Source organism: Variovorax sp. RO1 (assembly GCF_002849325.1).
Taxonomy (GTDB): Bacteria; Pseudomonadota; Gammaproteobacteria; order Burkholderiales; family Burkholderiaceae_C; genus Variovorax.
The window spans coordinates 167,092-192,612 of sequence record NZ_PKMT01000007.1 but is presented as its reverse complement, the minus strand read 5'-3'; the positions used below and the strand labels follow the sequence as shown (position 1 = coordinate 192,612).

The following is a 25,521-nucleotide window of genomic DNA, read 5'->3' as shown; positions in this document are numbered from 1 at the left end:
CCTCTTCTCAAAAAATCGAGCGGCCTCGGGCTGTCGCCTACGCTGGCGCAGGCTCCGAAGGCACATCGTCCGCCGGCGGCGGCACGTCGGCGCCGCGCGTGAAGCGCGCCACGAAGTACATCCCCGCGAACACCGTCGCCAGCAGCAGGCCGTCGCCCCACCAGGGCCGCGCCATCTGGTTGTCGCCGTAGAAGGCCAGCACCAGCAGCACCGCCACGAGGTGCGCGCAGAACACCGGCAGCGAGGCCGAGCCCATGGCTTCGAGCCAGTGCAGGCGCGGAATCTTGCGCATGAGCCACGGCCCGAAGCCCACCGCCAGGATGCCGAGGGCGACGAGGTTCACGATCCGCAGCGGGCCGAGCTGCCACTTGTCGAACAGCAGGTTCATCTCCACATCGCCGCCGAACGGCGCCTGGCCGTTGATGCCGGTGTGGCGCCAGTAGAAACCGTAGAGCGCAATGCCCGCCGCCAGCACCAGCAGCCAGGCCGGAAAGCGCAGCGGCCGCGCGTCGGGCGCGTTGCGGCTGGCGCCCAGGCACAGGCCGGCGAACCACAGGAACTGCCAGGCGTAGGTGTTGAAGGCGCCCATCTCGTGGAACGGCACCGGCACGCCGAGGTAGCGCACGGCCAGCCCATAGACCCATTCGCTGAGTCCGAACTGCGCCATCGCCCAGACCGTGGCGCTCGCCACCATCACGAGCGTCCAGCCGTGGCGCATGGCAAAGGCCAGCACCCAGGGGCTCATGAGCATGAAGAAGATGTACATCGGCAGGATGTCCAGCAGCGGCGGCTCGTAGATCAGCAGCAGCCCGAACAGGAAGCCGTCGCGCGGCTCCGCCAGGTAATAGGAGACGAGGTTCTTGACCGCCGGCTGGTCGATGTGCACGCCGAGCGCCGCAATCACCGTGAACAAGAAGAGCAGGATCGCCGCCTGACACAGGTAGACCTTGAGCACGCGGCGCCAGAACGCCTGGCGCATCGAGTCGACGCCGCGCACGTGGCCGATGCGGCTGTAGACCAGCCCCGCCACGAAGGCCGACAGCAAGACGAAGCCCTCGGCGGCCGACACGAAGCCAAAAGGTTGACCCAGCGGATCGGTCAGCCGCGTGGGCAGGTGGGTGACGGTCATCAGCACGAGCATCAGCCCGCGCAAGGCGTCTATTTCCCAGTAGCGTTTCATTCGGTCGGCGGCGAGGTCTTGGTGGCGGTCTGCGCAGCGCACGCACGACGTCTGCGATTGTAAGAAGACCGGCGTACGTCAACAGAACGCGCGCTCAAAGCACGCACGGCCTATGACGCTTGGCACTCCCGAAGCGCCATGCAAATCGGCTACGCTGCGCGCTGCCTCAAGGTGGAGAACTCCGTGAACCGTTTCATTCCGACATTGCTACTGGCCGCCGGCACGCTCGCGGCGGGCCCGGGCTTTGCACTTCAGATCACCAGCCTGACCCCGCAGGGCGAAGTGGCGCGCGTGCGCCAGGTCGTCGCCAAATTCGATCAGGCGGCGGTCAACTTCGGCGACCCCAAGGCGCCCGCCCCGCTCACCGTGAGCTGCTCGGACGCGCAGGCCGGCAAGGGCACCGGCCGCTGGACCGACGCCAAGGCCTGGGTCTACGACTTCGAGAACGACCTGCCGCCCGGCGTGCGCTGCTCGGTCACCCGCATTCCCACCTTCAAGCCGGCCGGCGGTGGCGAGCTCACCGGCCCGGAACGCTATCAATTCAATAGCGGCGGCCCGTTCGTGCGCAACTACATGCCGGGCACCTACGCCCGCATCGACGAACAGCAGATGTTCGTGCTCGAACTCAACGGCGCGGCCACGATCGAGAGCGTGCGCCAGAACGTCTGGTGCGCGGCCGACGGCGTCGGCGAACGCATTCCGGCCAAGCTGCTCGAGGGCGAGGCGCGCACCGAGCTGCTCAAGGCCTTCCACCGTGAGAAGGAAGCCGCGAAAGACCCGCTGCGCTTCATCACGATGCAGTGCAACCGCACGCTCACGCCGGGCGCCAAGGTGCAGGTCGTCTACGGCAAGGGCGTGGCCACGCCGTCGGGCGTCGCCAACGCCACGGAACGCCGTTTCGATTACCAGGTGCGCGAGCCCTTCGCCGTGTCGTTCAGCTGCGAGCGCGAGAACGCGCAGGCCGCCTGCCTGCCACTGCGCCCGATGCAGCTGCAGTTCAACGCGCCGGTGACGCGCAAGGTGGCGTCGCAGATCGAGCTCAAGGGCGACGGCAAGACGATCAAGGCCACGCTCGAGAGCGGCGGCGGCTCGCAGAACGACGACGATGTGGTCAACAGCGCGAGCTTCGGCCCGCCGCTGGCCGAGAGCGCGCAGTTCAGCATCGCGCTGCCTTCCGGCTTCCAGGACGCCTCGGGCCGTCCGCTGGGCACGCCCGGCAGCTTTCCGCTGAAGGTGGCGACCGGCGCGATGCCGCCGCTGGCCAAGTTCGCGGCCTCGCCCTTCGGCGTGATCGAACGCCTCGCCGAGCCCGACACCCCGGCCATGATGCCGGTCACGGTGCGCCGCGTGGAGCCGCAGCTCATGGTGCAGGCCCTCACGCCCGGCAAGGTGAGCGACCTCAACCCCAAGACCGACGCCGAGATCATCGCGTGGTACCGCAAGGTGCGCCGCTACGACAACTACACGATCAGCCGCGACACCGCGCGCCGTGACGTGAAGGGCGCCCTGCCCCCGGTGATCGACAAGAACGAACGCTCGCACGTGCAGACCCGCATGCTGTCGCTGCTCGGCGGCCAGCCGGGCGTGAAGGCGCTCGACATGCCCAAGGCCGAGAGCGGCGATCCGCGCCCGTTTGAAGTCATCGGCATCCCGCTGACGCCGGGCTTCCACGTGCTTGAAATTGCCTCGCAGAAACTCGGCGAAGCCCTGCTCGACGAGCGCTACAACGCCGGCCGCACGATGTACGTGCGCACCACCGCGCTGGCCACCAACCTGGCCGTGCACTTCAAGCTGGGCCGCGAGAACTCGATGGCCTGGGTCACCACGCTCGACAAGGGCAAGGTGGTGGCGGGCGCCGAGGTGCGCGTGTCCAGCTGCGACGGCAAGGCCGTGGCCACCGGCACCACCGACGCCAGCGGCATCGTGATGCTCAACGGCGTGTCGCCCGATGCGCCCAGCTGCAACGGCCCGAACGAATACGAAACCAGCGCCTGGTTCGTGAGCGCGCGCGCCAAGGACGACAAGGGCGTGGAAGACCTCGCCTTCACCTGGAGCGACTGGCAGCGCGGCATCGAGCCCTGGCGCTTCAACGTGCCCACCAGCCTGGACGTGCGCCCCGACGGCATCGCCCACACCATCTTCGACCGCACGCTGCTGCGCGCCGGCGAGACGGTGTCGATGAAGAGCCTGCTGCGCACGCAGACCAGCAAGGGCTTCGGCCTGCCGGCAGACCGGCCCGACACGCTCGTCGTCACCCACATGGGCAGCGGCCAGCGCTTCACGCAGCCGCTGGCCTGGCGCAAGACCGCCACCGGCGGCCTGAGCGCCGAGAACAGTTTTGCCATTCCGCCGGCCGCCAAGCTCGGCGTGTACCAGGTCGAGCTGCGCTCCGGCGACGGCACCAGCGACGAAGGCAACAACCGCACCTACTCGACCGGCATGTTCCGCGTCGAAGAGTTCCGCCTGCCGGTGCTCGAAGGCCGCATCGCGCCCACCGAGAAGAAACCGCTGGTGGCCGCCACGAGCGTGCCCACCGACGTGCAGATCAACTACGTGGCCGGCGGCGGCGCCGCCAACCTGCCGGTGCGCGTGTCGGCCATGGTGCGCGGCAAGGGCCTGAGCTTTTCCGACTACGACGCCTTCAGCTTCAGCCCGCCGCGCGCCTCGGGCGACGGCAGCGAAGCCGCCACCGCCGCCGACACGAGCGCCGGCGAGGAAGACCTCAACAGCGTGAACGACACCCGCGTGATCGCCGACAAGCTGCCGCTCACGCTCAACAAGGACGGCGCCGGCAAGGTCACGATCGACAAGGTGCCCAAGGTGAAGGCCGCGCGCGAGCTGCTGCTCGAAGCCACGTATGCCGACCCGAACGGCGAGGTGCAGACGATCCGCAGCACGCAGACGCTGTGGCCCGCGTCGGTCATCGCCGGCATCAAGACCGAAGGCTGGGTCTCGACCAGCCAGAAGCTCAAGTTCCAGGCGCTCGCGCTCGACCTCACGGGCAAGCCCCAGGCCGGCGTGACGCTCAACGTGCGCGCCGTGGCGCGCATCACCACCACCAGCCGCAAGCGCATGGTGGGCGGCTTCTACACCTACGACAACAAGACCGAGACCAAGGACATCGGCACCGTCTGCTCCGGCAAGAGCGACTCGCGCGGCCTGCTGCTGTGCGAATCGGAGCTGAAGGAAGCGGGCGAAGTCGAGCTGATTGCCAGCGCCACCGACAGCGACGGCCGCAGCGCCAGCGCCGTGAGCTCGGTCTACGTGACCAAGCAGGGCGAACTCTGGTTCGGCGGCGAGGACAACGACCGCATCGACGTGCTGCCCGAGAAGAAGAGCTACCAGCCCGGTGAGGTCGCCAAGTTCCAGGTGCGCAGCCCGTTCCGCTTTGCGACCGCGCTCGTGGCCGTGGAACGCGAAGGCATCATCGAGACGCATGTGGTGCAGCTCGACGGCAAGGACCCGACCGTCTCGCTGCAGGTCAAGCCCGAGTGGGGCCCGAACGCCTACATCAGCGTGCTCGCGCTGCGCGGGCGCCTGCGCGAAGTGCCGTGGTACAGCTTCTTCACCTGGGGCTTCAAGGCACCGCGCGAGTGGTGGACGGCCTTCTGGTACGAAGGCAAGGAATACGTCGCGCCCACGGCCATGGTCGACCTGAGCAAGCCTGCCTACCGCCTGGGCATGGCCGAGATCCGCGTCGGCACGCGCGCGCACCAGCTCGACGTGACCGTCACCAGCGACAAGCCCAGCTACCCGATCCGCAGCAAGGCGCAGGTCACCATCACCGCCAAGCTGCCCGACGGCAAGCCGGCCGCCGGCGCCGAAGTGGCGCTGGCCGCGGTCGACCAGGCGCTGCTGGAGCTCATGCCCAACGACAGCTGGAACCTGCTCAACGCGATGCTGCAGCGGCGCAGCTGGGGCGTGAGCACCTCGACCGCCCAGATGGAAATCGTCGGCCGGCGCCACTACGGTCGCAAGGCCGTGCCCGCGGGCGGCGGCGGCGGCAAGGGCCAGACGCGCGAGCTGCTCGACACCCTGCTCGTGTGGAACCCGAAGATCGTGCTCGACGCCAACGGCCAGGCCGTGGTGACGGTGCCGCTGAACGACGCGCTCACCACCTTCAAGATCGTGGCCGTGGCCGATGCGGGCACCAGCCTGTTCGGCACCGGCCAGGCCAGCATCCAGGCCACGCAAGACCTGCAGATCATCAGCGGCCTGCCGCCGCTGGTGCGCGAGGACGACCAGTTCCGCGCGCAGATCACCTTGCGCAACACCACGCAGAAACCCATGAAGGTGGAAGCCACGCCGCGCGCCACGCTGCTCACGCTCGAAACGCAGACCGTCGACATTCCGGCCGGCGAATCGCGTGAAGTGGCCTGGAACGTGACCGCCCCCGCGCAGCTCGCGCAGACGCGCGCCGAAGCCATCCTGTGGGAGATCGAGGCGAAAGACACGGTCGGTGGCGCGCGCGACGCGCTCAAGGTGCGCCAGCGCATCGTGCCCGCCGTGCCGCTCACCGTGCAGCAGGCCACGCTGGTGCAGATCGACGGGCCGTTCACGCTCGACGTGGCACCGCCCGCCGACGCCCTGCCCGGCCGCGGCGGCCTGAAGATGTCGCTGCAGCCCAAGCTCGCCGAAGGCCTGCCGGGCGTGCGCGACTGGTTCGCCAACTACCCCTTCAGCTGCCTCGAACAGAAGACCAGCAAGGCGGTCGGCCTGCGCGACGCGAAGATGTGGCAGGGCGTGCTCGCCGCGTTGCCCACCTACCTGGACAGCGACGGCCTCGCCAGCTACTTCCCGCCGCGCGACGGCGAAGCCAACCGCGGCAGCGACATCCTCACGTCGTACCTGCTCGCGGCCACGCACGAAGCGGCGCAGCTCAACCCGGCCTTCGCGCTCGCCGACGACGCGCGCGCGCCGATGGAATCGGGCCTGATCGCGTTCGTCGAAGGCCGCGTCACGCGCGAGTTCTGGAGCCCGCGCAAGGACCTCGACGTGCGCAAGCTCGCCGCGCTCGAAGCGCTCTCGCGCTACGGCAAGGCCAAGGGCAGCATGCTCGGCAGCATCACCATCGCGCCGAACCAGTGGCCCACCAGCGCGGTGATCGACTGGCTCAACATCCTCAAGCGCGTGAACGACGTGCCGCAGCGCCAGCAGCGCCTGGACGAAGCCAACAACGTGCTGAAGGCGCGCCTCTCGTACCAGGGCACCAAGCTCATCTTCAGCACCGAGCAGGACGACTACTGGTGGTGGCTCATGACCAACGGCGACGTCAACACCGCGCGCCTGTTGCTCAGCGTGATGGACGACCCGAGCTGGAAGGACGACATCGGCAAGCTCGCCAACGGCTTCATCGGCCGCCAGCAGAACGGCGCCTGGCACACCACCACCGCCAACCTGTGGGGCGGGCTCGCGCTGGAGAAGTTCAGCAAGGTGTTCGAGAGCACCCCGGTGGCCGGCGTCACGGCCGCCACGCTGGGCGCGGTGAAGGCGCAGGTCGATTGGAGCAAGGTCGAGCGCGTGAAGGCCAGCGACGCGTCCGGCGCCCCGAACCAGACCACCATGTTCGGTGCGCCTGCGTCGCCGGGCAACCTGCGCAACAACACGATGTTCCTGCCGTGGGCCGCCTCGCCCTCGGGCGCCCCGGTGCGCGACACGCTGCTGGTCACGCAGCAAGGCACCGGCAAGCCGTGGCTCACGCTGCAGTCGCTGGCCGCCGTGCAGCTGAAGGCGCCGTTCGCGGCGGGCTATGCGCTCAAGAAGACCATCACGCCGGTCGAGCAGGCCGTGGCCGGCAAGTACACGCGCGGCGACGTGCTGCGCGTGAGCATCGAGGTCAACGCCAGCACCGACATGACCTGGGTCGTCATCAGCGACCCGATCCCGGGTGGCGCCACCATCCTGGGCAGCGGCCTGGGCCGCGACTCGCAGATCGCCACGCAGGGCGAGAAGAAGAGCGGTTCGGGCTGGCCGGCGTTCGAGGAACGCAGCTTCGAGGCCTTCCGCAGCTACTACGAGTACCTGCCCAAGGGCGTCGTGAAGATGGAATACACCGTGCGCCTGAACAACGTCGGCGACTTCGCGCTGCCGCCGAGCCGCGTGGAAGCGATGTACGCGCCCGAGATGTTCGGCGAGACGCCGAATGCGCGGGTGAAGGTGGAGGCGGCGAAGTAACCGGACAACGACCGGTGAAGGCGGGCCGTCATCCCGCCTTCACCGGTCCTCGTCACCATCGCGACGCACCCACCAACTGGAGAAACCCATGGGCCTGGCCATTTGCGTCGGCATCCTCGCCGACCTGATCGAGAACGATCCCGAGAGCGTCGAACACTTCGAGGCCGATTTCGCCGCCGCGAACCGCAAGCTCGCCGAAGCCGGCCTGCCGCCGCACGTCGAGCCTCGCAGCTTGCCGCCGCTCGAATCCCGCGCGCCGCTCGACGGCCTGCCCTACTCGTTCATCCACTACCTGCGCCGCGCCTACGCGCACCGCGTCACGACGCCCGGCTGGATCGCCACACCGCTGCCGGAAGACACCGATCCCACGGAAGACGAAACGCTCGAAGACGTGGCCGGCATGTTCGAAAGCCACCTGCTGTGCCACTCCGACGCGGAAGGCTTCTACCTGCCGGTCGACTTCCAAGAAGTGATCTTTGCCGAGGAAGACGAGACCGACCTGCCTGGCGGCATGCTCGGCTCGTCGTACCGCCTGCTCGAAGAACTGGTGCTGGTCGCTCCTGCCCTCGGCATCACGCTCTCGGACGGTGAACTGTCGGACGAGGAAGCTGCGCGGCTTGGCGACAGCATGGGAGAGGACGAAGGCCTCTACCGGGAGATCGAGTCGTGGCTGCTGCTGTATGAATCGGCTCGCTTGAGCATCGCGCACAAGACGGCGATTGTGTTCACCTGAGAGGCATCACCGGAAGCAGAGGCCATGTTCGAGACCACCATCCACTGGGTTCGCGGCATACCGCCACATCGGCTGGGCCTGATGGCACGCCCGCGTGGCGGTGACCTGCTGCGCGAGGACGTGGCGTCCTGGCAGCGTGCCTCGCTGAACATCGTGGTCTCCTTGCTCGAGGCGCAGGAAATCAGGGCACTTGAACTCCAGGAAGAGCCTGCGCTCTGCGCCGAACATGGGATCGTGTTTCGGCATTTCCCGATTCCGGACCACGGCATCCCGGCATCGCAACGGGACGCGGCGGCCCTGATTGCCGAACTGGGCGTCGACCTGGCGAGCGGCAAGGCCATCGCGATTCACTGCCACGCAGGCATCGGCCGCACGGGCCTCATCGCGGGCAGCCTGCTCCACGGGCTCGGCGTTCCGGGCCAGAACATCTTCCACCTGCTGAGCCGCTCCCGGGGCATCGAGATGCCCGATACATCGGAGCAGGCGGAATGGGTCGCGCAGTACGTCTTCGGCACCCGCCGCCCACCTTCGCCATGAAGAAGTCGATCCGCATCGGTCGCGCGCCGGTCGATCCACAAGCGCCGTCGAGAAGCGCGCACGACGGATCGCTCTCGTGCCCCAAGCCCTGGGACGCACTCGAAGAAACCTCCACGCCCGGCGTCCGGTACTGCAGCGATTGCCGCAAGAACGTGTTCCAGGTGGACACCACCGAAGAGGTGCGCGAGGCCGGCCTGCTGGACCGCTGCATCGCGATCGCGGACGACAGCGCGTACGCCCGCACACACGACGGCGCAACGAAAACGCCTCCCATGACACGCCCCCAAGACCGCATTCACTTCGCCGGCAACCCCTGGCCCGAAGGCCATCCCGTCAAGGAATTCCGCTGGACCGCGTCCGTGCGGAACAACGAGGTGTGGTTCGACCTGCACCTGCGCAGCGAAGACTACGACGCCGAGCGCGAGATCGACGAGCCCGAAGACGAGGACATCGACCACCCCTCCGACTGGGACGCGCCCGGGGTCTGGAACAACTACCACCGCTGCACGCTGTCGTCGACCGCCTGGGGCGACGGCGGCGGCTTTGCGGTCTGCGCCCTGCCCGACTTCAGCCTGGCGCGGCTCGACGGGCTCGAGGTCAGCATTGACCTGCCACCGCCCGATGACAGGGAAGACAACGTCTTTCACATCTACCTGCTCGGGCACGACGCCGCGGCCCACCATCGCATCCGCTTCGACCGCATCGCGGGCACCGACCGCTTCCACATCACGTGGACCGGGAAGATCGCGCTGGCCTACGCGGGCGACTATGAATACAGGTACGACTTCAGTGCGCGGCTGCACGACGTCGAAGCGCCGCGCATTCCCGCATGAACGCCACTGGCTATTCCTCATGAAGCGTCTGCTCGAAATCCGCACCTACCGCCTCAAGCCCGGCACCCTCGACGACTTCCACCGTGCGGTGCATGAACGCGCGGTGCCCATGCTGCGCAGCAAGGGCATGGACGTGGTGAGCTACGGCAAGTCGGACCACGAGGAAGAGAGCTACTGCATCGTGCGCGCCTATGCGAGCCGCGAGGCGCTGGAGGCCGAGCAGGCCGCGTTCTACGGTTCCACCGAATGGCGCGAGGGTCCGCGCAGCGCGCTGGTCGACCGCATCGAGACCTACCTGAACACGCTGCTGTGGCTCTCGCCAGAGGGTGTCGACAGCCTGCGCGCGCTCAACGACCCGGCACGCTGAACGGCTGTCGACGCCGCGCGGTGCGCGGGCCTACACTGCGCCTCCCGTCATCCCCCGACCTCACTGGAGAAACGCATGAACACCCAGGAAATCGCCGCGAAGCTCGTGGCGCTGTGCAACGCAGGGAAAATGGACGAAGCCCAGGTGCTCTACGCGCCAGAGGCCGTCAGCGTCGAGGCCAGCGCGCCGCCCGGCATGTCGCGCGAAGCGGTGGGCCTGTCGGCGATCCGCGCCAAGGGCGAGTGGTGGGTCGCCAACCACGAGGTGCATTCGTTCCAGGTGGCCGGCCCCTGGCCGCACGGCGACCGCTTCATCGTCGGCTTTCGCTTCGACGTGACGATGAAGCCCACGGGCCAGCGTTTCACGATGGAAGAGATGGCGCTGTACACCGTCAAGGACGGCAAGATCGTGCGCGAAGAGTTCTTCTACGAAGGCAGCTGATCGGGGTGCCCTGGGCCTGTGGCAGGCCTTCTTCGGCGGGTGCTGCGCAAGAAGACCCGGTTCGCTAGACTGGCCGCGCGGCCCCTGCGCCGCGTCTGACCGGAGCATCCGCCATGTGCCGCAGCATCAAGACCCTCTACAACTTCGAGCCCCCTGCCACCGAGCAGGAAATCCGCGCCGCCGCCTTGCAGTTCGTGCGCAAGCTCAGCGGCTTCAGCGTGCCCTCGCGCGCCAACGAGCAGGCCTTCGAGCGCGCCGTCGACGAGGTGGCCGCCACGGCCGGGCGGCTGATCGAATCGCTGGTCACCACAGCCGAACCGCGTGACCGTGCCATCGAGGCCGAGCGCGCCAAGGCGCGGTCTGCGCTGCGCTTCGGCACATCCGCATCGAGCTCGGACGCATGAAAAAGACTTCGTTCCCGCGCTGAACGGCGCACCGCCCCTCCCACACCATCAGGAGCATCCATCCCCATGCCCATCGAACTCTGGCTCGCCTTCGTCGCCGCCTCTGCGCTGCTCCTCATCATTCCGGGGCCGACCATCCTCACGGTGATCAGCTATTCGATGTCGCACGGCCGCCGCGCCAACGTGCCGCTGGTGGCCGCCGTGGCGCTGGGCGATTCGACCGCGCTGGTGGTGTCGCTGCTGGGCCTGGGCGCGCTGCTGGCCACCTCGGCGTTCTGGTTCACGGTGGTGAAGTGGGTCGGCGGCCTGTACCTGCTGTACCTGGGCATCAAGCTGCTGCGCGCCGGCATCTCGTCCACCGAGACCGCCGCGCCGGCCGCGCCCGCCTCGCGCTGGCGCCTGTTCGCCAACACCTACCTGGTGACGGCGCTGAACCCCAAGGGCATCGTGTTCTTCGTGGCCTTCCTGCCGCAGTTCATCCGCCCGGGCGCCGACGTGTCGCAGCAGATGTGGGTGCTGGCCCTGACCTTCGTGGCACTGGCGACGCTCAATGCCACGCTCTATGCGGTGTTCGCCAGTTCGGCGGGCCGGTTGCTGGCCTCGCCGCGCGCGCAGCGGCGCTTCCACCTGGCGGGTGGCTCGCTGCTGAGCGCGGCCGGCCTGTGGGCGCTGATGGCGCGCCGCGCTGCCTGAGCACGCCTGCAGCGCGCAAGAAAAAAGACCGCGGGGCTGTGCGCCTCGCGGTCTTTCTTTTTTGGAGGGCTTCAGCCCCGGTATCAGTTGCGATACGGGTTGTTCGGACGGCGGTCGTAGCGGTTGGGCACGCCGTCGTTGTCGCGATCGCGGTCGTAGCGGTTGGGCACGCCGTCTCGGTCGCGGTCGTAGCCATGGCCACGCGGGGGCGGGCCCCGGTCGTAGGGTGCGACCACGCAACCAGCCAGGATGGCCGAGGCGGCCAGCAGAAGCGCGAGTGTTTTTGTCATGCGAAGTTCTCCTTGGGTGAGCTGTACGGTCGGGCGCGCCTGCTGCGAACCCGTACCGTATTGAAGACCACCTGCGTGCGCATCGGGTTTCCAGATGCGGTGGCTTGTGTGAAGTTCGTTACCGGATGTGGAACCTTTGCCTGCGCTTGAGCACGCCGTAGCGACGTGGCACGATCCCGCCGATGAGCGCCACGCAGCCCCAACCCTCCTTGCCCGACCTCGCACGGCTGCGCCGCGTGCGTGACCGCATCGACCGCGAACACGCGCAGCCGCTCGACGTGGAAGCGCTCGCGCGCGACGCGAACATGTCGGCCGGGCACCTGAGCCGCCAGTTCCGCCTCGCCTACGGCGAATCGCCCTACGCCTACCTGATGACGCGACGCATCGAGCGCGCGATGGCGCTGCTGCGTCGCGGCGACCTCAGCGTGACCGAGGTCTGCTTCGAGGTCGGCTGCGCGTCGCTGGGCACCTTCACCACGCGCTTCACCGAGCTGGTCGGCGTGTCGCCCGGCGTCTACCGGCGCGAGGCGGCGCAGGCCACGGCGGGCATGCCGGCGTGCATCGCCAAACAAGTGACGCGGCCGATCAGGAATCGAGAAGCGCGAAACCCCGAGTCGCACCTAGCATGACGGCCCGACACCACTACGGACCCTCGTCACCATGAACCTCAGCATCCATTCGAGCTTTCTTCCGCACACCGACCCCGAGGCCTCGCTGGCCTTCTACCGCGACACCCTCGGCTTCGAGGTTCGCAACGACGTCGCCTATGGCGGCATGCACTGGATCACAGTCGGCCCGGCCGGCCAGCCCGCCACCTCCATCGTGCTGTACCCGCCGGCCGCCACGCCCGGTCTCACCGACGACGAGCGCCGCACCATCGCCGAGATGATGGCCAAGGGCACCTTCGCCTCGCTGCTGCTCGCCACGCCCGACCTGGCCGGCACCTTCGAGCGGCTGCAGGGCCGCAACACCGAGATCGTGCAGAAGCCCACCGATCAGCCTTATGGCGTGCGCGACTGCGCAGTGCGCGACCCGGCCGGCAACCTGATCCGCATCCAGCAGACGCGCTGAGCCGGCCCTCCGGCGCCGCAGCCCCCTGACCTCCTGCACGGGCGCCGCCGCCGTGGCGGCCCCGTGTTCCTTCCAGAGAAGAAAGACCCGATGAGCAGCAAGGCCCCGAAGAAGGACGCGAAGCCCCCGAAAGACGCCCAGCACAGGCACGCCGCCGACCACCACGACCTCATCCGCGTGCAGGGCGCGCGCGTGAACAACCTGAAGGACATCAGCATCGAGCTGCCCAAGCGGCGGCTCACGGTGTTCACGGGCGTCTCGGGCTCGGGCAAGAGCTCGCTGGTGTTCGGCACCATCGCGGCCGAATCGCAGCGGCTCATCAACGAAACCTACAGCGCCTTCGTGCAGGGCTTCATGCCGACGCTGGCGCGGCCCGAGGTCGACGTGCTCGACGGCCTGACCACCGCGATCATCGTGGACCAGGAGCGCATGGGCGGCGACCCGCGCTCCACCGTCGGCACCGCCACCGATGCCAACGCGATGCTGCGCATTCTCTTCAGCCGCCTGGGCAAGCCGCACATCGGCTCGCCCAGCGCCTTCGCCTTCAACGTGCCCTCGGTGAAGGCCACCGGCGCCATCACCGTGGAGCGCGGCGCGGCCAAGACGGTGAAGCAGACCTTCAGCCGCACCGGCGGCATGTGCCCGCGCTGCGAAGGCCGGGGCGCGGTCACCGACTTCGACCTGACGGCCTTCTACGACGACAGCAAGTCGCTCAACGAAGGCGCGCTCACCATCCCGGGCTTCAGCATGGAGGGCTGGTACGGGCGCATCTTCAACGGCTGCGGCTTCTTCGACCCCGACAAGCCAATCCGCAAGTTCACCAAGAAAGAGCTCGAGGCCCTGCTCCACATGGAGCCGACCAAAATCAAGATCGACGGAATCAACCTCACCTACCAGGGCCTCATTCCGCAGGTGCAGAAGTCGTTCCTGGCCAAGGACGTCGAGGCGATGCAGCCGCACATCCGCGCTTTCGTGGAACGGGCCGTGACCTTCACCACCTGCCCCGAGTGCGAAGGCACGCGGCTCAGCGAAGGGGCGCGCTCGTCGCGCATCAAGAAGCTCAACATCGCCGAGGCCTGCGCGATGCAGATCAGCGACCTCGCCGTGTGGGTGCGCGGCCTGAATGAACCATCCGTGGCGCCGCTGCTCGCCAAGCTGGCGCACACGCTCGACTCGTTCGTCGAAATCGGCCTCGGGTACCTCAGCCTCGACCGCCCCTCGGGCACGCTCTCGGGCGGCGAGGCGCAGCGCGTGAAGATGATCCGCCACCTCGGCTCCTCGCTCACCGACGTGACCTACGTGTTCGACGAACCCACCATCGGCCTGCACCCGCACGACATCCAGCGCATGAACGAGCTGCTGCTGCGGCTGCGCGACAAGGGCAACACGGTGCTGGTGGTGGAGCACAAGCCCGAGGCCATCGCCATCGCCGACCACGTCGTCGACCTCGGCCCCGGCGCGGGCGCGGCGGGCGGCACGGTCTGCTTCGAAGGCAGCGTGGAAGCGCTGCGCACCAGCGGCACGCTCACGGGCCGGCACCTGGACGACCGGGCCGCGCTCAAGAAGAAGGTGCGCCAATCCAACGGCACGCTGCCGATCCGCGGCGCCAAGGCGCACAACCTGCGCAATGTCGATGTCGACATTCCGCTGGGCGTGCTCGTGGTCGTGACCGGCGTGGCGGGCTCGGGCAAGAGCTCGCTGGTGCACGGATCGATCCCGGCCGGCGCGGGCGTGGTGGCGGTCGACCAGGGCGCGATCCGCGGCTCGCGGCGCAGCAACCCGGCCACCTACACCGGGCTGCTCGACCCGATCCGCAACGCCTTCGCCAAGGCCAACGGCGTGAAGCCGGCCCTGTTCAGCGCCAACTCCGAAGGCGCCTGTCCCACCTGCAACGGCGCGGGCGTGATCTACACCGACCTGGCGATGATGGCCGGCGTGGCCACCATCTGCGAAGAGTGCGAGGGCAAGCGCTTCCACGCCTCGGTGCTCGAACACCACTTCGGCGGACGCGACATCAGCGAGGTGCTCGCGATGCCCGTGACCGAGGCCGCGGCCTTCTTCGGCGAAGGCCCGGCGCGCACGCCGGCCGCGCACGCCATCCTGGAACGGCTGGCCGATGTGGGCCTGGGCTACCTGAGCCTGGGCCAGCCGCTCACCACGCTGTCGGGCGGCGAGCGCCAGCGGCTCAAGCTGGCCACGCACATGGCCGAGAAAGGCGGCGTGTACGTGCTCGACGAGCCGACCACCGGCCTGCACCTGGCCGACGTGGCGCAGCTGCTGGCCCTGCTCGACCGGCTGGTCGATGCGGGCAAGTCGGTCATCGTCATCGAGCACCACCAGGCGGTGATGGCGCATGCCGACTGGATCATCGACCTGGGCCCCGGCGCCGGCCACGACGGCGGGCGCGTGGTCTTCGAAGGCACGCCGGCCGACCTGGTCGCCAAGCGCGCCACGCTCACCGGTCAGCACCTCGCGGCGTACGTCCGCACCTGACGCGGCCATGGGCGGGCCCCGGAAGGCATCGCGGAGAATGGGCCGTCTCCGCTTTGCCTGCCGCCCTGCGGCCCCGTCTGCTGCGATGCCTCTTGCGCCTTCGTCTCCGTTTTCTTCCGCCACCCGCCACGCGCTGACCCTGGCCGTGGTCCTGCTCGCAGCGGCCAGTGCACCCTCAGCCTGGGCGCTGGCCAGCTTTGAGGAAGTGAAGCGCGACTTCCGCTCCTCCGAAACCGCCGTGCTCGACCGCCAGGGCGAGCTGCTGCAGCGCGTGCGCACCGACCCCACGGTGCGGCGCGGCCAGTGGACCGCGCTGGCCGACGTGTCGCCGGCGCTGCGCGCGGCCATGCTGCTGAGCGAAGACAAGCGCTTCTACGAACACAGCGGCGTCGACTGGCGCGCCGCCTCGGCCGCGGCCTGGGGCAACCTGTGGAACACGCGCACGCGCGGCGCCTCGACCATCACCATGCAGCTCGCAGGCCTGCTCGACGACGACCTGCGCCGCGCGGCGGGCGGGCGCAGCTTCACGCAGAAGATCGGCCAGACCGTGGCGGCCACACAGCTGGAGCGCCGCTGGCGCAAGGACCAGATCCTCGAGGCCTACCTGAACACGGTGCCCTTCCGCGGCGAGATCGTCGGCATCGACGCGCTCTCGCGCACGCTCTTCAGCAAGGCCCCGAGCGGGCTCGACGCGCGCGAGGCCGCCGTGGCCGCCGCGCTGGTGCGTGCGCCCAACGCCCGCCCCGCGCTGGTGGCGCAGCGCGCCTGCGAGGTGCTGCGCGTGATGGAGCCCGGCGCGAAGACGGACTGCGAGGCGCTCGACATGTTCACCAGCGCGGTGGTGCAGCGGCGCGCGTTCGAACCCAACGAAGGCATCGCACCGCATGCCGCGCGGAGGGTGCTGCGCGAATTGCGTGATGCCACGGGCACGGCGGGCACTGCGAGCGACAGCAAGCCCGCCGCCCCCGCCAGCGTCCGCACCACGCTGCGCGCGCCGTTGCAGCGCTACGCGCTCGACAGCCTGCAGCGCCATCTGCGCGAGCTGCGCGACCGCCACGTCGAAGACGGCGCGCTCGTGGTGCTCGACAACGCGAGCGGCGAAGTGCTGGCCTGGGTCGGCTCCTCGGGCCCGCTGAGCCAGGCCGCCGAAGTGGACGGCGTGACCGCGCTGCGCCAGCCCGGCTCCACGCTCAAGCCGCTGCTGTACGCACAGGCCATCGCCGAGAAGCGCATCACGGCCGCCTCGCTCATCGAGGACTCGTCGGCGCAGATCAGCACCGCGAGCGGACTCTACATTCCGCAGAACTACGACCGCCGCTTCAAGGGCCCGGTGTCGGCGCGCACCGCGCTGGCCGCCTCGCTCAACGTGCCGGCCGTGCGCACGCTGGTGATGGTGTCGCCCGAAGCCTTCGCGCGCGAGCTGCGCGCCGTCGGCCTGCCGCTGCGCGAGAGCGGCGACTACTACGGCTACAGCCTGGCGCTCGGCAGCGCCGAGGTGTCGCTGCTGTCGCTGGCCAATGCCTACCGCATGGTGGCCAACGGCGGACGCTTCGGCGCGACCACGCTCACGCCACGCCCTGCCCCGGCCACCAAAGTGAAGCCTGCAGAAGCCGCGCCGCTGCTCGACCCGCGCGCCGCCTTCATCGTCGGCGACATCCTTTCGGACCCGAACGCGCGCACGCGCACCTTCGGCCTGGACAGCATCCTCTCGACCCGCTTCTGGACCGCCGTGAAGACCGGCACCAGCAAGGACATGCGCGACAACTGGGCCGTGGGCTGGTCGCAGCGCTACACGGTCGGCGTGTGGGTCGGCAACGCGAGCGGCGCCTCGATGTGGGACGTGAGCGGCACCAGCGGTGCCGCGCCCGTGTGGGCCGAGGTGATGCGCTTCCTGCACGCCCGCGAACCCAGCCGCGCGCCCGCGCCGCCCGCCGGACTGGTCGAGGCGCCCGTGAGCTTCGGCCCCGGCGCCGACGGCAACGCGCTCGAAGCGGCGCGCAGTGAATGGTTTTTGCAAGGCACCGAGCAGCCGCTGTTCGCGCTCGACACCGGCATGGCGAGCGACGCGGCCTCGGCGCGCATCACGGCGCCGGCCGACGGCACGATCCTCGCGATCGACCCCGACATTCCGCCGCAGCGCCAGCGCGTGCGCTTCGAATCCGAAGGGCGCGGCGTGCAGTGGCGCATCGACGGCAAGTTCCATGCGCGCGGCAACAGCGCGCAGTGGCTGCCGTGGCCGGGCCGGCACCTGATCGAACTGGTGGACGCCAGCGGCAAGGTGGTTGATCAGCGCCGCGTCGAAGTGCGCGGTGCGGGTGTGGTGGCAGCAAAGGGAGCGCGCCGATGAACGGACTGACATGGATGCCCCGCTGGCTGTCGCTGTGCCTGGCCTTGCTGGTCGTGCTGTGCCTCGCCGGCCCACGCGCCGTGCAGGCCAAGCCCGTGCCGGTGCCCCCGATGAGTTCGCGCGTGGTCGACCTCGCCCAGGCGCTGTCGCCCCGCGAGGCCGACGCGCTGCGCCAACAGATCGCCGACATCCAATCCCGCACCGAAGCCCAACTGGCGGTGCTCATCGTGCCGACCACGGGCGAAGACACCATCGAGGCCTACGCCACGCGCGTCTTCGAAAAATGGCGGCTGGGCCGCAGCGAGGCCGACGACGGCATCCTGCTGCTCGTGGCGCAGAAAGACCGGCGCATGCGCATCGAGGTCGGCACCGGGCTTGAAGGCACGGTGACCGACATCCAGGCGGCCCGCATCATCGACCGCGAGATGGCGCCGCGTTTTCGCGAGGGCGACTTCGGCGGCGGCGTGCAGGCGGCCGTGGGCGCGCTCGCGCGGCTGCTCGATGGCGAGGTGAGCTTCGTCGCACCCGAGTCGCAGCAGATCGCCGTGGACCACGCCGCCGCCGCACCCGCCCCCGCACCCGCACCCGACGACGAGAGAGTCACCAGCCTGACGAGCGGTGGGCGGGTCACGCCCGAAGGCTGGGGCCTGCTGGGCGTGCTGCTGTGGGGCCTGGGCCTGGGCATCTACCACGGCCGTGGCGTGGAGCGCGACCCGCCGCGCGGCACCTCGGCCTCGCGACGTGCCCAAGAGAAAAAACGCAAGGGCGGGCGCAACGCCAGCGCCGGCCCCGAACCCTGGGCCGACGCCCTGGCGGCAATGAAGCCCGAACCGGCACGTGCGCGCCCTGCCCCGCGCGACCTGCGCCTGGTGCTCGGCCTGCTCGGGGCCGGTCCGCTGGCGGCCGGCGCGGCGCTGCTGAACCCGCCCATCGCGCTGGTGCTGGCGATGCCCGCGATCTTCGGCTACGGCCTGGGCTTTCTCTGCGGCATGTCGCGCACGGCAGCCATCTTCATGGGCGGCTTCGTGGGCGTGATCGCGTCGCTGGTCGCCATCGCATTCACGGTCGGCGCCGAGCGCTTCTGGTGGGGCTTTCTGTGGGCGCTGTGCATCGGCGGCGTGACGCTGTTCGCCGTGATCATCCTGCGCTGCATGGTCAACACCTTCCAGCGCAGCGTCGTCAGCTTCTTCGTCCGGCTGGTCATCGTGGCGGGCATCTGCGGCTACGTGTTCCACATCACCTCGCCCGGCCCGGTGCCGGACACCTCGTGGATTCCCATCGCGCTGGCGGCGTTCTTCTCGATGCTGCTCGGCTTCCTGCCGCCCGGTGTCTGGGAATCGGGCAGCGGCGACGATGACGACAGCAGCAGCAGTTCGTCATCGTCTTCCTCGTCGTCTTCGTCCTCCTCGGACAGCGGCGGGTCGAGCAGCGGCGGCGGCGCCTCGGGCAGTTGGTGATGCGGGCGGCCGGCCACCCCGCCGCGCCGCTTCCATGCCCCTGCCGCCGACTGCGACTTTTCAAGGATGGTTAAATTCATCCAATCATTCAATGAATAAGCCGGCCTGATCCATGCTCGTCCAACCTCCCCGCACCTCCCTGGCCGACGCCGCCGCGAACAGCATCCGCACCGAGATCGCCGCAGGCCGCTGGCCCATCGGCTCGCGCATTCCCATCGAGCCCCAGCTGGCCCAACTGCTGGGCGTGAGCCGCGGCACGGTGCGCGAGGCAGTGAAGACGCTGGTGTCGCGCGGCCTGCTCGAGGTGCGCCAGGGTTCGGGCACCTACGTGCGCTCGGGCTTCGACCCCTCGGCCAGCCTGCAGAAGCTGCGCCTGGCGAGCCTGCGCGACCAGTTCGAGGTGCGCCGCGCGCTCGAGGTCGAAGCCGCCCGGCTCGCCGCCGTGCGCCACACCGCGAAAGACCTGCGCCGGCTCCACGCCCTGCTCGACAAGCGCGGCCAGCCCGACACGGCCGACAACGGCGCGGCCTTCATCGAGCGCGACCTGGCCTTTCACCTGGCCATCGTCGATGTGTCGGGCAACCTGGCGCTGGTCGAAACCTGCCGCTTCATCACCGGCTACATCAAGGAAACCATTGCCAGCACGCTGAGCACCAACCTGCCCGAGCCCGACGAGGCGGCGCACCGCGCCATCGTCGAAGGCATTGCCAGCCGCGACCCCGAGCGCGCCGCCGCCGCCGTGCGCGAGCTGATGGCACCCACGATGCACGTCCTGGCACTGGGCACGGCATGAACTCAATGACCCTGCCCACGGGTGCCGCCACCACGGCGCGCACCCAGGCCACGCCATCGGGCGCTGAAGAACTGCTGATCGACGCCGAGGTCGACAGCCTGCCCGCGCCGCGCCCCACACCGACGCCCAGCCGGGCCCGCCGGCTGCTGCTGGGCCTCACGGTGGTGCTCATCGCCTTCAACCTGCGGCCGGTGTTCGCCAGCCTGTCGGTGGTGCTGCCGGAAATCATCCGTGCCACCGGCCTGTCGGCCACCGCCGCGAGCCTGTTGACCACGCTGCCCATCGTCTGCCTGGGCGTGTTCGCGCCGATGGCGCCCTGGCTCGGCCGCCGCTTCGGCACCGAGCGCACGCTGCTGGGCTGCATGGTGCTGATCGGCGTGGGCACGCTGCTGCGCGGCACCGGGAACATCCCGCTGCTGTTCCTGGCCTCGGCCATCGCGGGCAGCGGCATCGCGGTGTCGAACGTGCTGCTGTCGGGCCTGGTGAAGCGCGACTTCGCCAAGCAGGCCGCGCTGATGATGGGCCTGTACACCATGGCCGTGTGCGGCGGCGCCGCCAGCGCCGCGGGCCTCACCGTGCCGCTGGAGCACGCGCTGGGCGGCGGCTGGACGCTGGCGCTCGCCATGTGGGCCGTGCCGGCCGCGCTGGTCACCTTCATCTGGGCACCGCAGGCGCTGCCGCTCAAGCCGGTGGCGAGCGAATCAGGTTTCACCGTGCGCGGCCTGTGGCGGGACCGGCTGGCCTGGCAGGTGACCTTCTTCATGGGGTTGCAATCGGCCCTGGCGTACATCGTGATGGGCTGGCTCGCGCCGATCCTGCGCGAGCGCGGGCTCAGCGGCGAAATGGCCGGCTACGTGGTGTCGCTGTCGGTCATGACGCAGGTCGTGACCTGCCTCGTGGTGCCGGCACTGGCCGTGAAGCTGCGCAACCAGCGCGCGCTGGCGGTGGTGCTGTCGGCGATGACGGTGGCGGCCATGCTGGCCATGCTGTTCGCGCCGCTCGACGCCCCCGGCGGCATGTGGACCTGGGCCGTGGTGCTCGGCATTTCGCAGGGCGGCACCTTCGCGCTGGCGCTCACCATGATCGTGCTGCGCTCACCCGATTCGCACGTGGCCGCGCACCTGTCGGGCATGGCCCAGGGCGTGGGCTACATGGTGGCGGCCTTCGGCCCGCTGCTGGCCGGGCTGCTGCACGGCTGGACCGGCAGCTTCCACGCCTCGGCCTGGCTGTTCGTCGGCCTGGGCGTGGCGCTGGTCATCGCGGGGCTGGGCGCGGGACGCACGCTGCACGTGGGCGCGGTGACGGTGCCGCGCCACTGAGCCTCACTGCAGGTAGCTCTCGGCCAGCAGCGCCCAGTAGGCGGCGCCGATCGGCAGGTTGCTGTCGTTGAAGTCGTAGCCGGGGTTGTGCACCATGCAGCCGCCGTGCTCGCCCGTGGCGCCGTTGCCGATGAACAGGTAGCAGCCGGGCTTCTTCTCCAGCATGAAGGCGAAGTCTTCGCTGCCCGTGACGGCCGGGCCCTGCGGCTCGACGTGGGCCTCGCCCACCAGCTCGCGGCCGATGCGGCGCGCGAACTCGGTTTCTTCCGGCGTGTTGACCAGCACCGCATAGCCCTTGCGGTAGTCGATGTGCGCCCGCACGCCGAAGCTCTCAGCCTGCGCGTTCACGATGGCCTTGAGCCGCTTCTCCAGCAGCACGCGCACCTCGCGGTCCAGCGAGCGCACGCTGATCTCCAGCGTGCAGGTCTCCGGGATCACGTTGTTGGCCTTGCCGGCATGGATGGCGCCGACGGTGACGATCGACATCTCCTGCGGATCGGCGTTGCGCGAGACGATGGTCTGCAGCGCCATGACGATGCTCGACGCCGCCACGATGGGGTCGGCCGTGCGGTGCGGCATGGCACCGTGGCCGCCCACGCCGGTGAGCGTGACGGTGGCGTAGTCCGACGAGGCCATGGCCGCGCCCTCGCGGAACACCAGGTCGCCCTGCCTGCGGCCCGGGGAGTTGTGCATGGCGTACACCGCGTCGCACGGGTACTTCTCGAACAGGCCGTCGTCCATCATCTTCACGGCGCCGCCCATGCCCTCTTCGGCCGGCTGGAAGATCAGGTTCAGCGTGCCCGAAAACTCGCCGTGCTGCGCCAGGTACTTGGCCGCGCCCAGCAGCATGGCCGTGTGGCCGTCGTGGCCGCAGGCGTGCATGATGCCGGGCCGTCCGCTGCGGTAGGCCAGGCCGGTCTTCTCCTCGATGGGCAGCGCGTCCATGTCGGCACGGATGCCGATGGTGCGCGTGCCGCTGCCGCGCTTTAGGCGGCCGACGAGGCCGGTCACGCCCAGCCCGCGCTCGACCTCGTAGCCCCAGGCCGCAAGGCGCTCGGCGACCAGGTCGCTGGTGCCGAATTCCTCGAAGCCGAGCTCAGGGTTCTGGTGGATCTGCTGGCGTACCGTCACGAATTCGGCGGCGTGCTTTCTCATGTACTCGAGGTAATGCTGTGCGTTCTGAGGCATCGTGTGCTCTGTGTGAGATGGAAGAAAAAAGAAGGGGTGCTCAAGGCCGCAGCGCCATCGTGGCGGGCAACCGCGTCCATGGCAGGTCGGCCGGGTCGGCGGCCATCGGTCCCGGCGCCTTGGCCACGAGGATGGTGCTGGCGATGGGCGCGAAGTCGGCCCGGAAATGCACCGAGCTCTTGTTGACCAGCACCTTCATCGCCTCGGGCTCGATGCCCAGGTAGCGGAAGAATTCGCGGTCGAGCATCTGGCTCTTGCCGCTGGCCACGGCGATGCGCACGCCCTCGATCTCCAGGCAGGCGCTCAGGCCCAGCGACACCGTGCCGCCTCGCGACATCGGCCCCTTGCCCTTCACCTGGCCGTCGCTGAGCGCCGTCACGGTGAACACGCCTTCGACCGGCGCGTCGCTGAACTGGCCGCCCCATGTGGGCACCGAGGTGCCGAGCGCGATGCGGATCTGCGCGCCCACACCGGCTTCATGCGCCGCGGCCGCGGCGGCCGGATCGAACATCAGCCCGAGCGCGACCTTGCCTGGAAAGCGCTTGCCGGCGCCCTCGGCCAGCAGCGCATGCAGCATGCCGGTCGTGTTGCTGTCGGCGCCCGCGCCAGGGTTGTCCTGCGTGTCGGCAACGACGACCGGCTGGCTCGCGCCCTCGGCCAGTTCGAGCGCGCGCGCCACGGCCACGCGCGGCTCGAGCACGTCGAGCCGCCACTGCGAACGCGGCTGGTCGATGCGCTCGTACAGCGTGGCCACGGCCGCGCCGGCATCGTCACCGTAGCCCCAGACCACCGGGCCGCATTCGGCAATGTCGGCGGCCGGAAAACCCGTGGCGAAGCTCAACACCGCATCGTGCTGCGCGTCGAGCTCCTTCAGCAGCCCGTACACCGACGCGGCGGGTTCGATCATGGTCGACTGCACATTCAACGGCAGCAGGAAGCTGAAGCGCCGCGCATGCAGCGGCTCGCGCGAACCGCGCGCCATGCGGCGCTCCAGCAGCGTCGCGGCCAGGCGGCCCGTGTCGGCCATGTCGATGTGCGGATAGGTGCGGTAGGTGGCCAGCGCATCGGCCTCGGCCAGCATCTGGGCGGTGATGTTGCCGTGCAGGTCCAGGCTCGCGACGATCGGCACGTCGGGGCCCACGAGCGTGCGGATGCGCGCGATCAGCTCGCCCTCTGGGTCTTCGAGGTGTTCGGTCACGGCCGCGCCGTGCAGGTCGAGGTAGACCGCGTCGATGCCGCCATCGGCCAGCGCGGCCGCCAGGTCTTCGGTGATGGCACCCGAGATGCGCTCGAAGGCGTCCTCGGTCACATGCGCCGAAGGCGTGGCGCCGGCCCAGGCCGAAGGCACCAGCGACCAGCCCTTCTCGCGCGCCGCGTCGATGAAGCCGCCGACCGGGATGTTGCGGCCCGCGTAGGCCTCGACGATCGCTGCGCCGCGCCGGTACGGCGGGAAGCTGGAGCCCGCATTGAACGCGGCCCAGTCGGCCTTGCTCGGTGCGAAGGTGTTGGTCTCGTGCTGGAAACCGGCGATGAAGACTTTCATGGCATCCTTTTTTTCATTGACGTGGGACGAAGGAATTTCAGCTGCGTGCAAAGGCAAAGTCGCGGCCCGGCGCGGCAGCCAGCAGTTTGCGCGTGTAGTCATGTTGCGGCGCGAAGAACACGTCCTTCACGTCACCGCGTTCCACGATTTCACCTTGGCTCATGACGATCACGCTGTCGCAGATCTGACTGGCCACGCGCAGGTCGTGGGTGATGAACAGAATGCCGATCTTCAGCCGCTGCTGGATCTCGTCGAGCAGCCGCAGGATCTGCGCCTGCACCGACACGTCGAGCGCCGACACGGCCTCGTCGGCGATCAACACCTTGGGGTCGCAGGCCAGCGCGCGTGCAATCGAGATGCGCTGGCGCTGGCCGCCCGAGAACTCGCTCGGGTAGCGGCGCAGCGCGTCGGGCGACAGGCGCACCAGCCGCATCAGCTCTTCGGCGCGCGCCCAGGCCTGGCCGTGCGGCGTGCCGAAGTTCACCGGCCCTTCGACGATGGAGTCGCCCACGGTCTGGCGCGGGTTGAGCGAGCGGTACGGGTCCTGGAAGATCACCTGCACCGTGCGCCGGAACGGCGACAGCGCGCGCCCCCTGACATGCGCAACCGACCGGCCATCGGCAAAGATGTCGCCCGAGGTCGGGTCGATCAGCCGCGCGATGCAGCGCGCCACGGTCGACTTGCCCGAGCCCGATTCGCCCACGATGCCCACGGTTTCGCCGGGCCGCACCGCGAGCGACACGTCGCGCGCCGCCTTCACCGTGCGGCGCTTGCCGGGCCAGCTGCCCGTGACGTAGGTCTTGCAGATGTTCACCGCGTTGAGCAGCGGATACGCGTCCACGACCGGCGGGCGCTTGTGCGCGGAAAGCTCGGGCACCGCATCCAGCAGCATCTTCGTGTAGGGCTCGCGCGGCGCCGTGAGCACCGCCATCTTGTCGCCCTTCTCGATCATCGCGCCGAGCTGCAGCACCACCACCTCGTCGGCAATCTCGGCCACCACGCCGAAGTCGTGCGTGATGAACAGCACGGCCGTTCCGTTCTCGGTCTGCAGTTCAAGGATGAGCTTGAGGATCTCGGCCTGCGTCGTCACGTCGAGCGCGGTGGTCGGCTCGTCGCAGATCAGCAGCGCGGGCTTGAGGATGAGCGCCATCGCGATCACGATGCGCTGGCGTTGCCCGCCCGAGAGCTGGTGCGGGTACGAGGCGTAGATGCGCTCGGGCTCCGGCAGCCGCACGCGCGCCATGATCGCGAGGATCTTCTGCCGCCGTTCGGCCGCGCCCATGTGCACGTGCTGCGCCAGCATTTCGTCGATCTGCGCGCCGCAGGTCATCACGGGGTTGAGCGCGGTCATCGGCTCCTGGAACACCATCGCCATCGACGGGCCGCGCAACTGGCGCAGGCGCGACGTCGGTGCGGCGAGCAGGTTCTCGCCCTGCAATTCGATGGTGCCGCGCACCGGCACGAGCCCGGCGGGCAGCAGGCCCATCACCGCATTGGCGATGACCGACTTGCCCGAGCCCGATTCGCCGAGCAGGCAGACGATCTTGCCGGGCGGCACGTCGAAGGACACCTTGTCGACCGCATGCGGCCGGTCGCCGCCGCGCGGCAATGCGATGGCGAGGTCGCGAACGGAAAGCACGGGGGCTTGTTGCGTCATG

At 69.4% G+C, this 25,521-nt stretch carries 20 protein-coding genes; 15 read left to right on the top strand and 5 right to left on the bottom strand.

All coding sequences use genetic code 11. The annotated features are described in order from the left end of the window. Positions 1-37: 37 nt before the first annotated feature. On the bottom strand, positions 38-1,180 hold the full coding sequence (opgC, locus tag CY658_RS27780; protein ID WP_101493257.1) for an OpgC domain-containing protein: 1,143 nt from the start codon (positions 1,178-1,180) through the stop codon (positions 38-40). A gap of 183 nt (positions 1,181-1,363) precedes the next feature. Between opgC and CY658_RS27775 the strand changes: the two genes are divergently transcribed. The 8 genes from CY658_RS27775 to CY658_RS27740 all read left to right on the top strand — a co-directional run bounded on the left by CY658_RS27775 (position 1,364) and on the right by CY658_RS27740 (position 11,362). Beyond that, positions 1,364-7,354, top strand: coding sequence for an alpha-2-macroglobulin family protein (locus tag CY658_RS27775; protein ID WP_101493338.1), 5,991 nt, complete (start codon positions 1,364-1,366; stop codon positions 7,352-7,354). Between the two features lie 88 nt (positions 7,355-7,442). Further along, positions 7,443-8,087 (top strand): hypothetical protein, encoded by a 645-nt coding sequence (locus CY658_RS27770; RefSeq protein WP_101493256.1) that lies wholly within the window; start codon positions 7,443-7,445, stop codon positions 8,085-8,087. Between the two features lie 24 nt (positions 8,088-8,111). Next, positions 8,112-8,624 (top strand): phosphatase domain-containing putative toxin, encoded by a 513-nt coding sequence (locus CY658_RS27765; protein WP_101493255.1) that lies wholly within the window; start codon positions 8,112-8,114, stop codon positions 8,622-8,624. Then, positions 8,621-9,457, top strand: coding sequence for a hypothetical protein (locus CY658_RS27760; RefSeq protein ID WP_101493254.1), 837 nt, complete (start codon positions 8,621-8,623; stop codon positions 9,455-9,457). Before CY658_RS27765 ends, CY658_RS27760 begins: the two co-directional genes overlap by 4 nt. Before the next feature lie 19 nt (positions 9,458-9,476). Beyond that, entirely contained in the window at positions 9,477-9,824 is a 348-nt protein-coding gene (locus tag CY658_RS27755) for an NIPSNAP family protein (RefSeq protein WP_101493253.1), read from the top strand. A 75-nt stretch (positions 9,825-9,899) separates the two neighbouring features. Then, the gene (locus CY658_RS27750; protein ID WP_101493252.1) at positions 9,900-10,265 is read left to right on the top strand and encodes a nuclear transport factor 2 family protein; all 366 of its coding nucleotides are present in this window, start codon (positions 9,900-9,902) and stop codon (positions 10,263-10,265) included. Between the two features lie 113 nt (positions 10,266-10,378). Beyond that, the gene (locus CY658_RS27745) at positions 10,379-10,669 is read left to right on the top strand and encodes a DUF2277 domain-containing protein (protein WP_101493251.1); all 291 of its coding nucleotides are present in this window, start codon (positions 10,379-10,381) and stop codon (positions 10,667-10,669) included. 66 nt (positions 10,670-10,735) lie between these two features. Beyond that, positions 10,736-11,362, top strand: coding sequence for a LysE family translocator (locus CY658_RS27740; protein ID WP_101493250.1), 627 nt, complete (start codon positions 10,736-10,738; stop codon positions 11,360-11,362). Positions 11,363-11,445: 83 nt separating this feature from the next. Here the strand turns inward: CY658_RS27740 and CY658_RS27735 are convergent, their stop codons facing one another. Continuing rightward, positions 11,446-11,652, bottom strand: a complete 207-nt coding sequence (locus tag CY658_RS27735) for a hypothetical protein (RefSeq protein WP_056572175.1) — start codon at positions 11,650-11,652, stop codon at positions 11,446-11,448. A gap of 182 nt (positions 11,653-11,834) precedes the next feature. Between CY658_RS27735 and CY658_RS27730 the strand changes: the two genes are divergently transcribed. The 7 genes from CY658_RS27730 to CY658_RS27700 all read left to right on the top strand — a co-directional run bounded on the left by CY658_RS27730 (position 11,835) and on the right by CY658_RS27700 (position 21,132). Continuing rightward, positions 11,835-12,281, top strand: a complete 447-nt coding sequence (locus CY658_RS27730) for a helix-turn-helix transcriptional regulator (RefSeq protein ID WP_101493249.1) — start codon at positions 11,835-11,837, stop codon at positions 12,279-12,281. 31 nt (positions 12,282-12,312) lie between these two features. Continuing rightward, positions 12,313-12,723, top strand: a complete 411-nt coding sequence (locus tag CY658_RS27725) for a VOC family protein (RefSeq protein WP_101493248.1) — start codon at positions 12,313-12,315, stop codon at positions 12,721-12,723. Positions 12,724-12,813: 90 nt separating this feature from the next. Next, entirely contained in the window at positions 12,814-15,216 is a 2,403-nt protein-coding gene (locus tag CY658_RS27720; protein WP_101493247.1) for an ATP-binding cassette domain-containing protein, read from the top strand. 85 nt (positions 15,217-15,301) lie between these two features. After that, a complete protein-coding gene (gene pbpC, locus CY658_RS27715) occupies positions 15,302-17,563 on the top strand; it encodes a penicillin-binding protein 1C (protein WP_101493246.1) in 2,262 nt (753 codons plus the stop codon). Next, positions 17,560-19,020: a TPM domain-containing protein gene (locus CY658_RS32840; protein WP_180839066.1), complete on the top strand. Its 1,461-nt coding sequence runs from the start codon at positions 17,560-17,562 to the stop codon at positions 19,018-19,020. The genes pbpC and CY658_RS32840 overlap by 4 nt, the downstream gene beginning before the upstream one ends. 112 nt (positions 19,021-19,132) lie before the next feature. Continuing rightward, positions 19,133-19,813, top strand: a complete 681-nt coding sequence (locus CY658_RS27705) for a FadR/GntR family transcriptional regulator (protein ID WP_101493245.1) — start codon at positions 19,133-19,135, stop codon at positions 19,811-19,813. Beyond that, the gene (locus CY658_RS27700; RefSeq protein WP_257885007.1) at positions 19,810-21,132 is read left to right on the top strand and encodes a CynX/NimT family MFS transporter; all 1,323 of its coding nucleotides are present in this window, start codon (positions 19,810-19,812) and stop codon (positions 21,130-21,132) included. The genes CY658_RS27705 and CY658_RS27700 overlap by 4 nt, the downstream gene beginning before the upstream one ends. A gap of 3 nt (positions 21,133-21,135) precedes the next feature. Here CY658_RS27700 and CY658_RS27695 read toward each other — a convergent pair whose 3' ends face one another. From CY658_RS27695 to CY658_RS27685, 3 genes are read right to left on the bottom strand one after another with little or no spacing between them, the layout of a single operon-like run. Next, complete coding sequence (locus tag CY658_RS27695; protein WP_101493243.1) at positions 21,136-22,320, bottom strand: M20 aminoacylase family protein; 1,185 nt, start codon at positions 22,318-22,320, stop codon at positions 21,136-21,138. A 40-nt stretch (positions 22,321-22,360) separates the two neighbouring features. Next, positions 22,361-23,863 carry a M81 family metallopeptidase gene (locus tag CY658_RS27690; RefSeq protein ID WP_101493242.1) on the bottom strand — a complete coding sequence of 501 codons (1,503 nt, stop codon included), beginning with the start codon at positions 23,861-23,863 and terminating at the stop codon, positions 22,361-22,363. Between the two features lie 37 nt (positions 23,864-23,900). Further along, positions 23,901-25,520: a dipeptide ABC transporter ATP-binding protein gene (locus tag CY658_RS27685; protein WP_101493241.1), complete on the bottom strand. Its 1,620-nt coding sequence runs from the start codon at positions 25,518-25,520 to the stop codon at positions 23,901-23,903. Position 25,521: the final 1 nt, after the last annotated feature.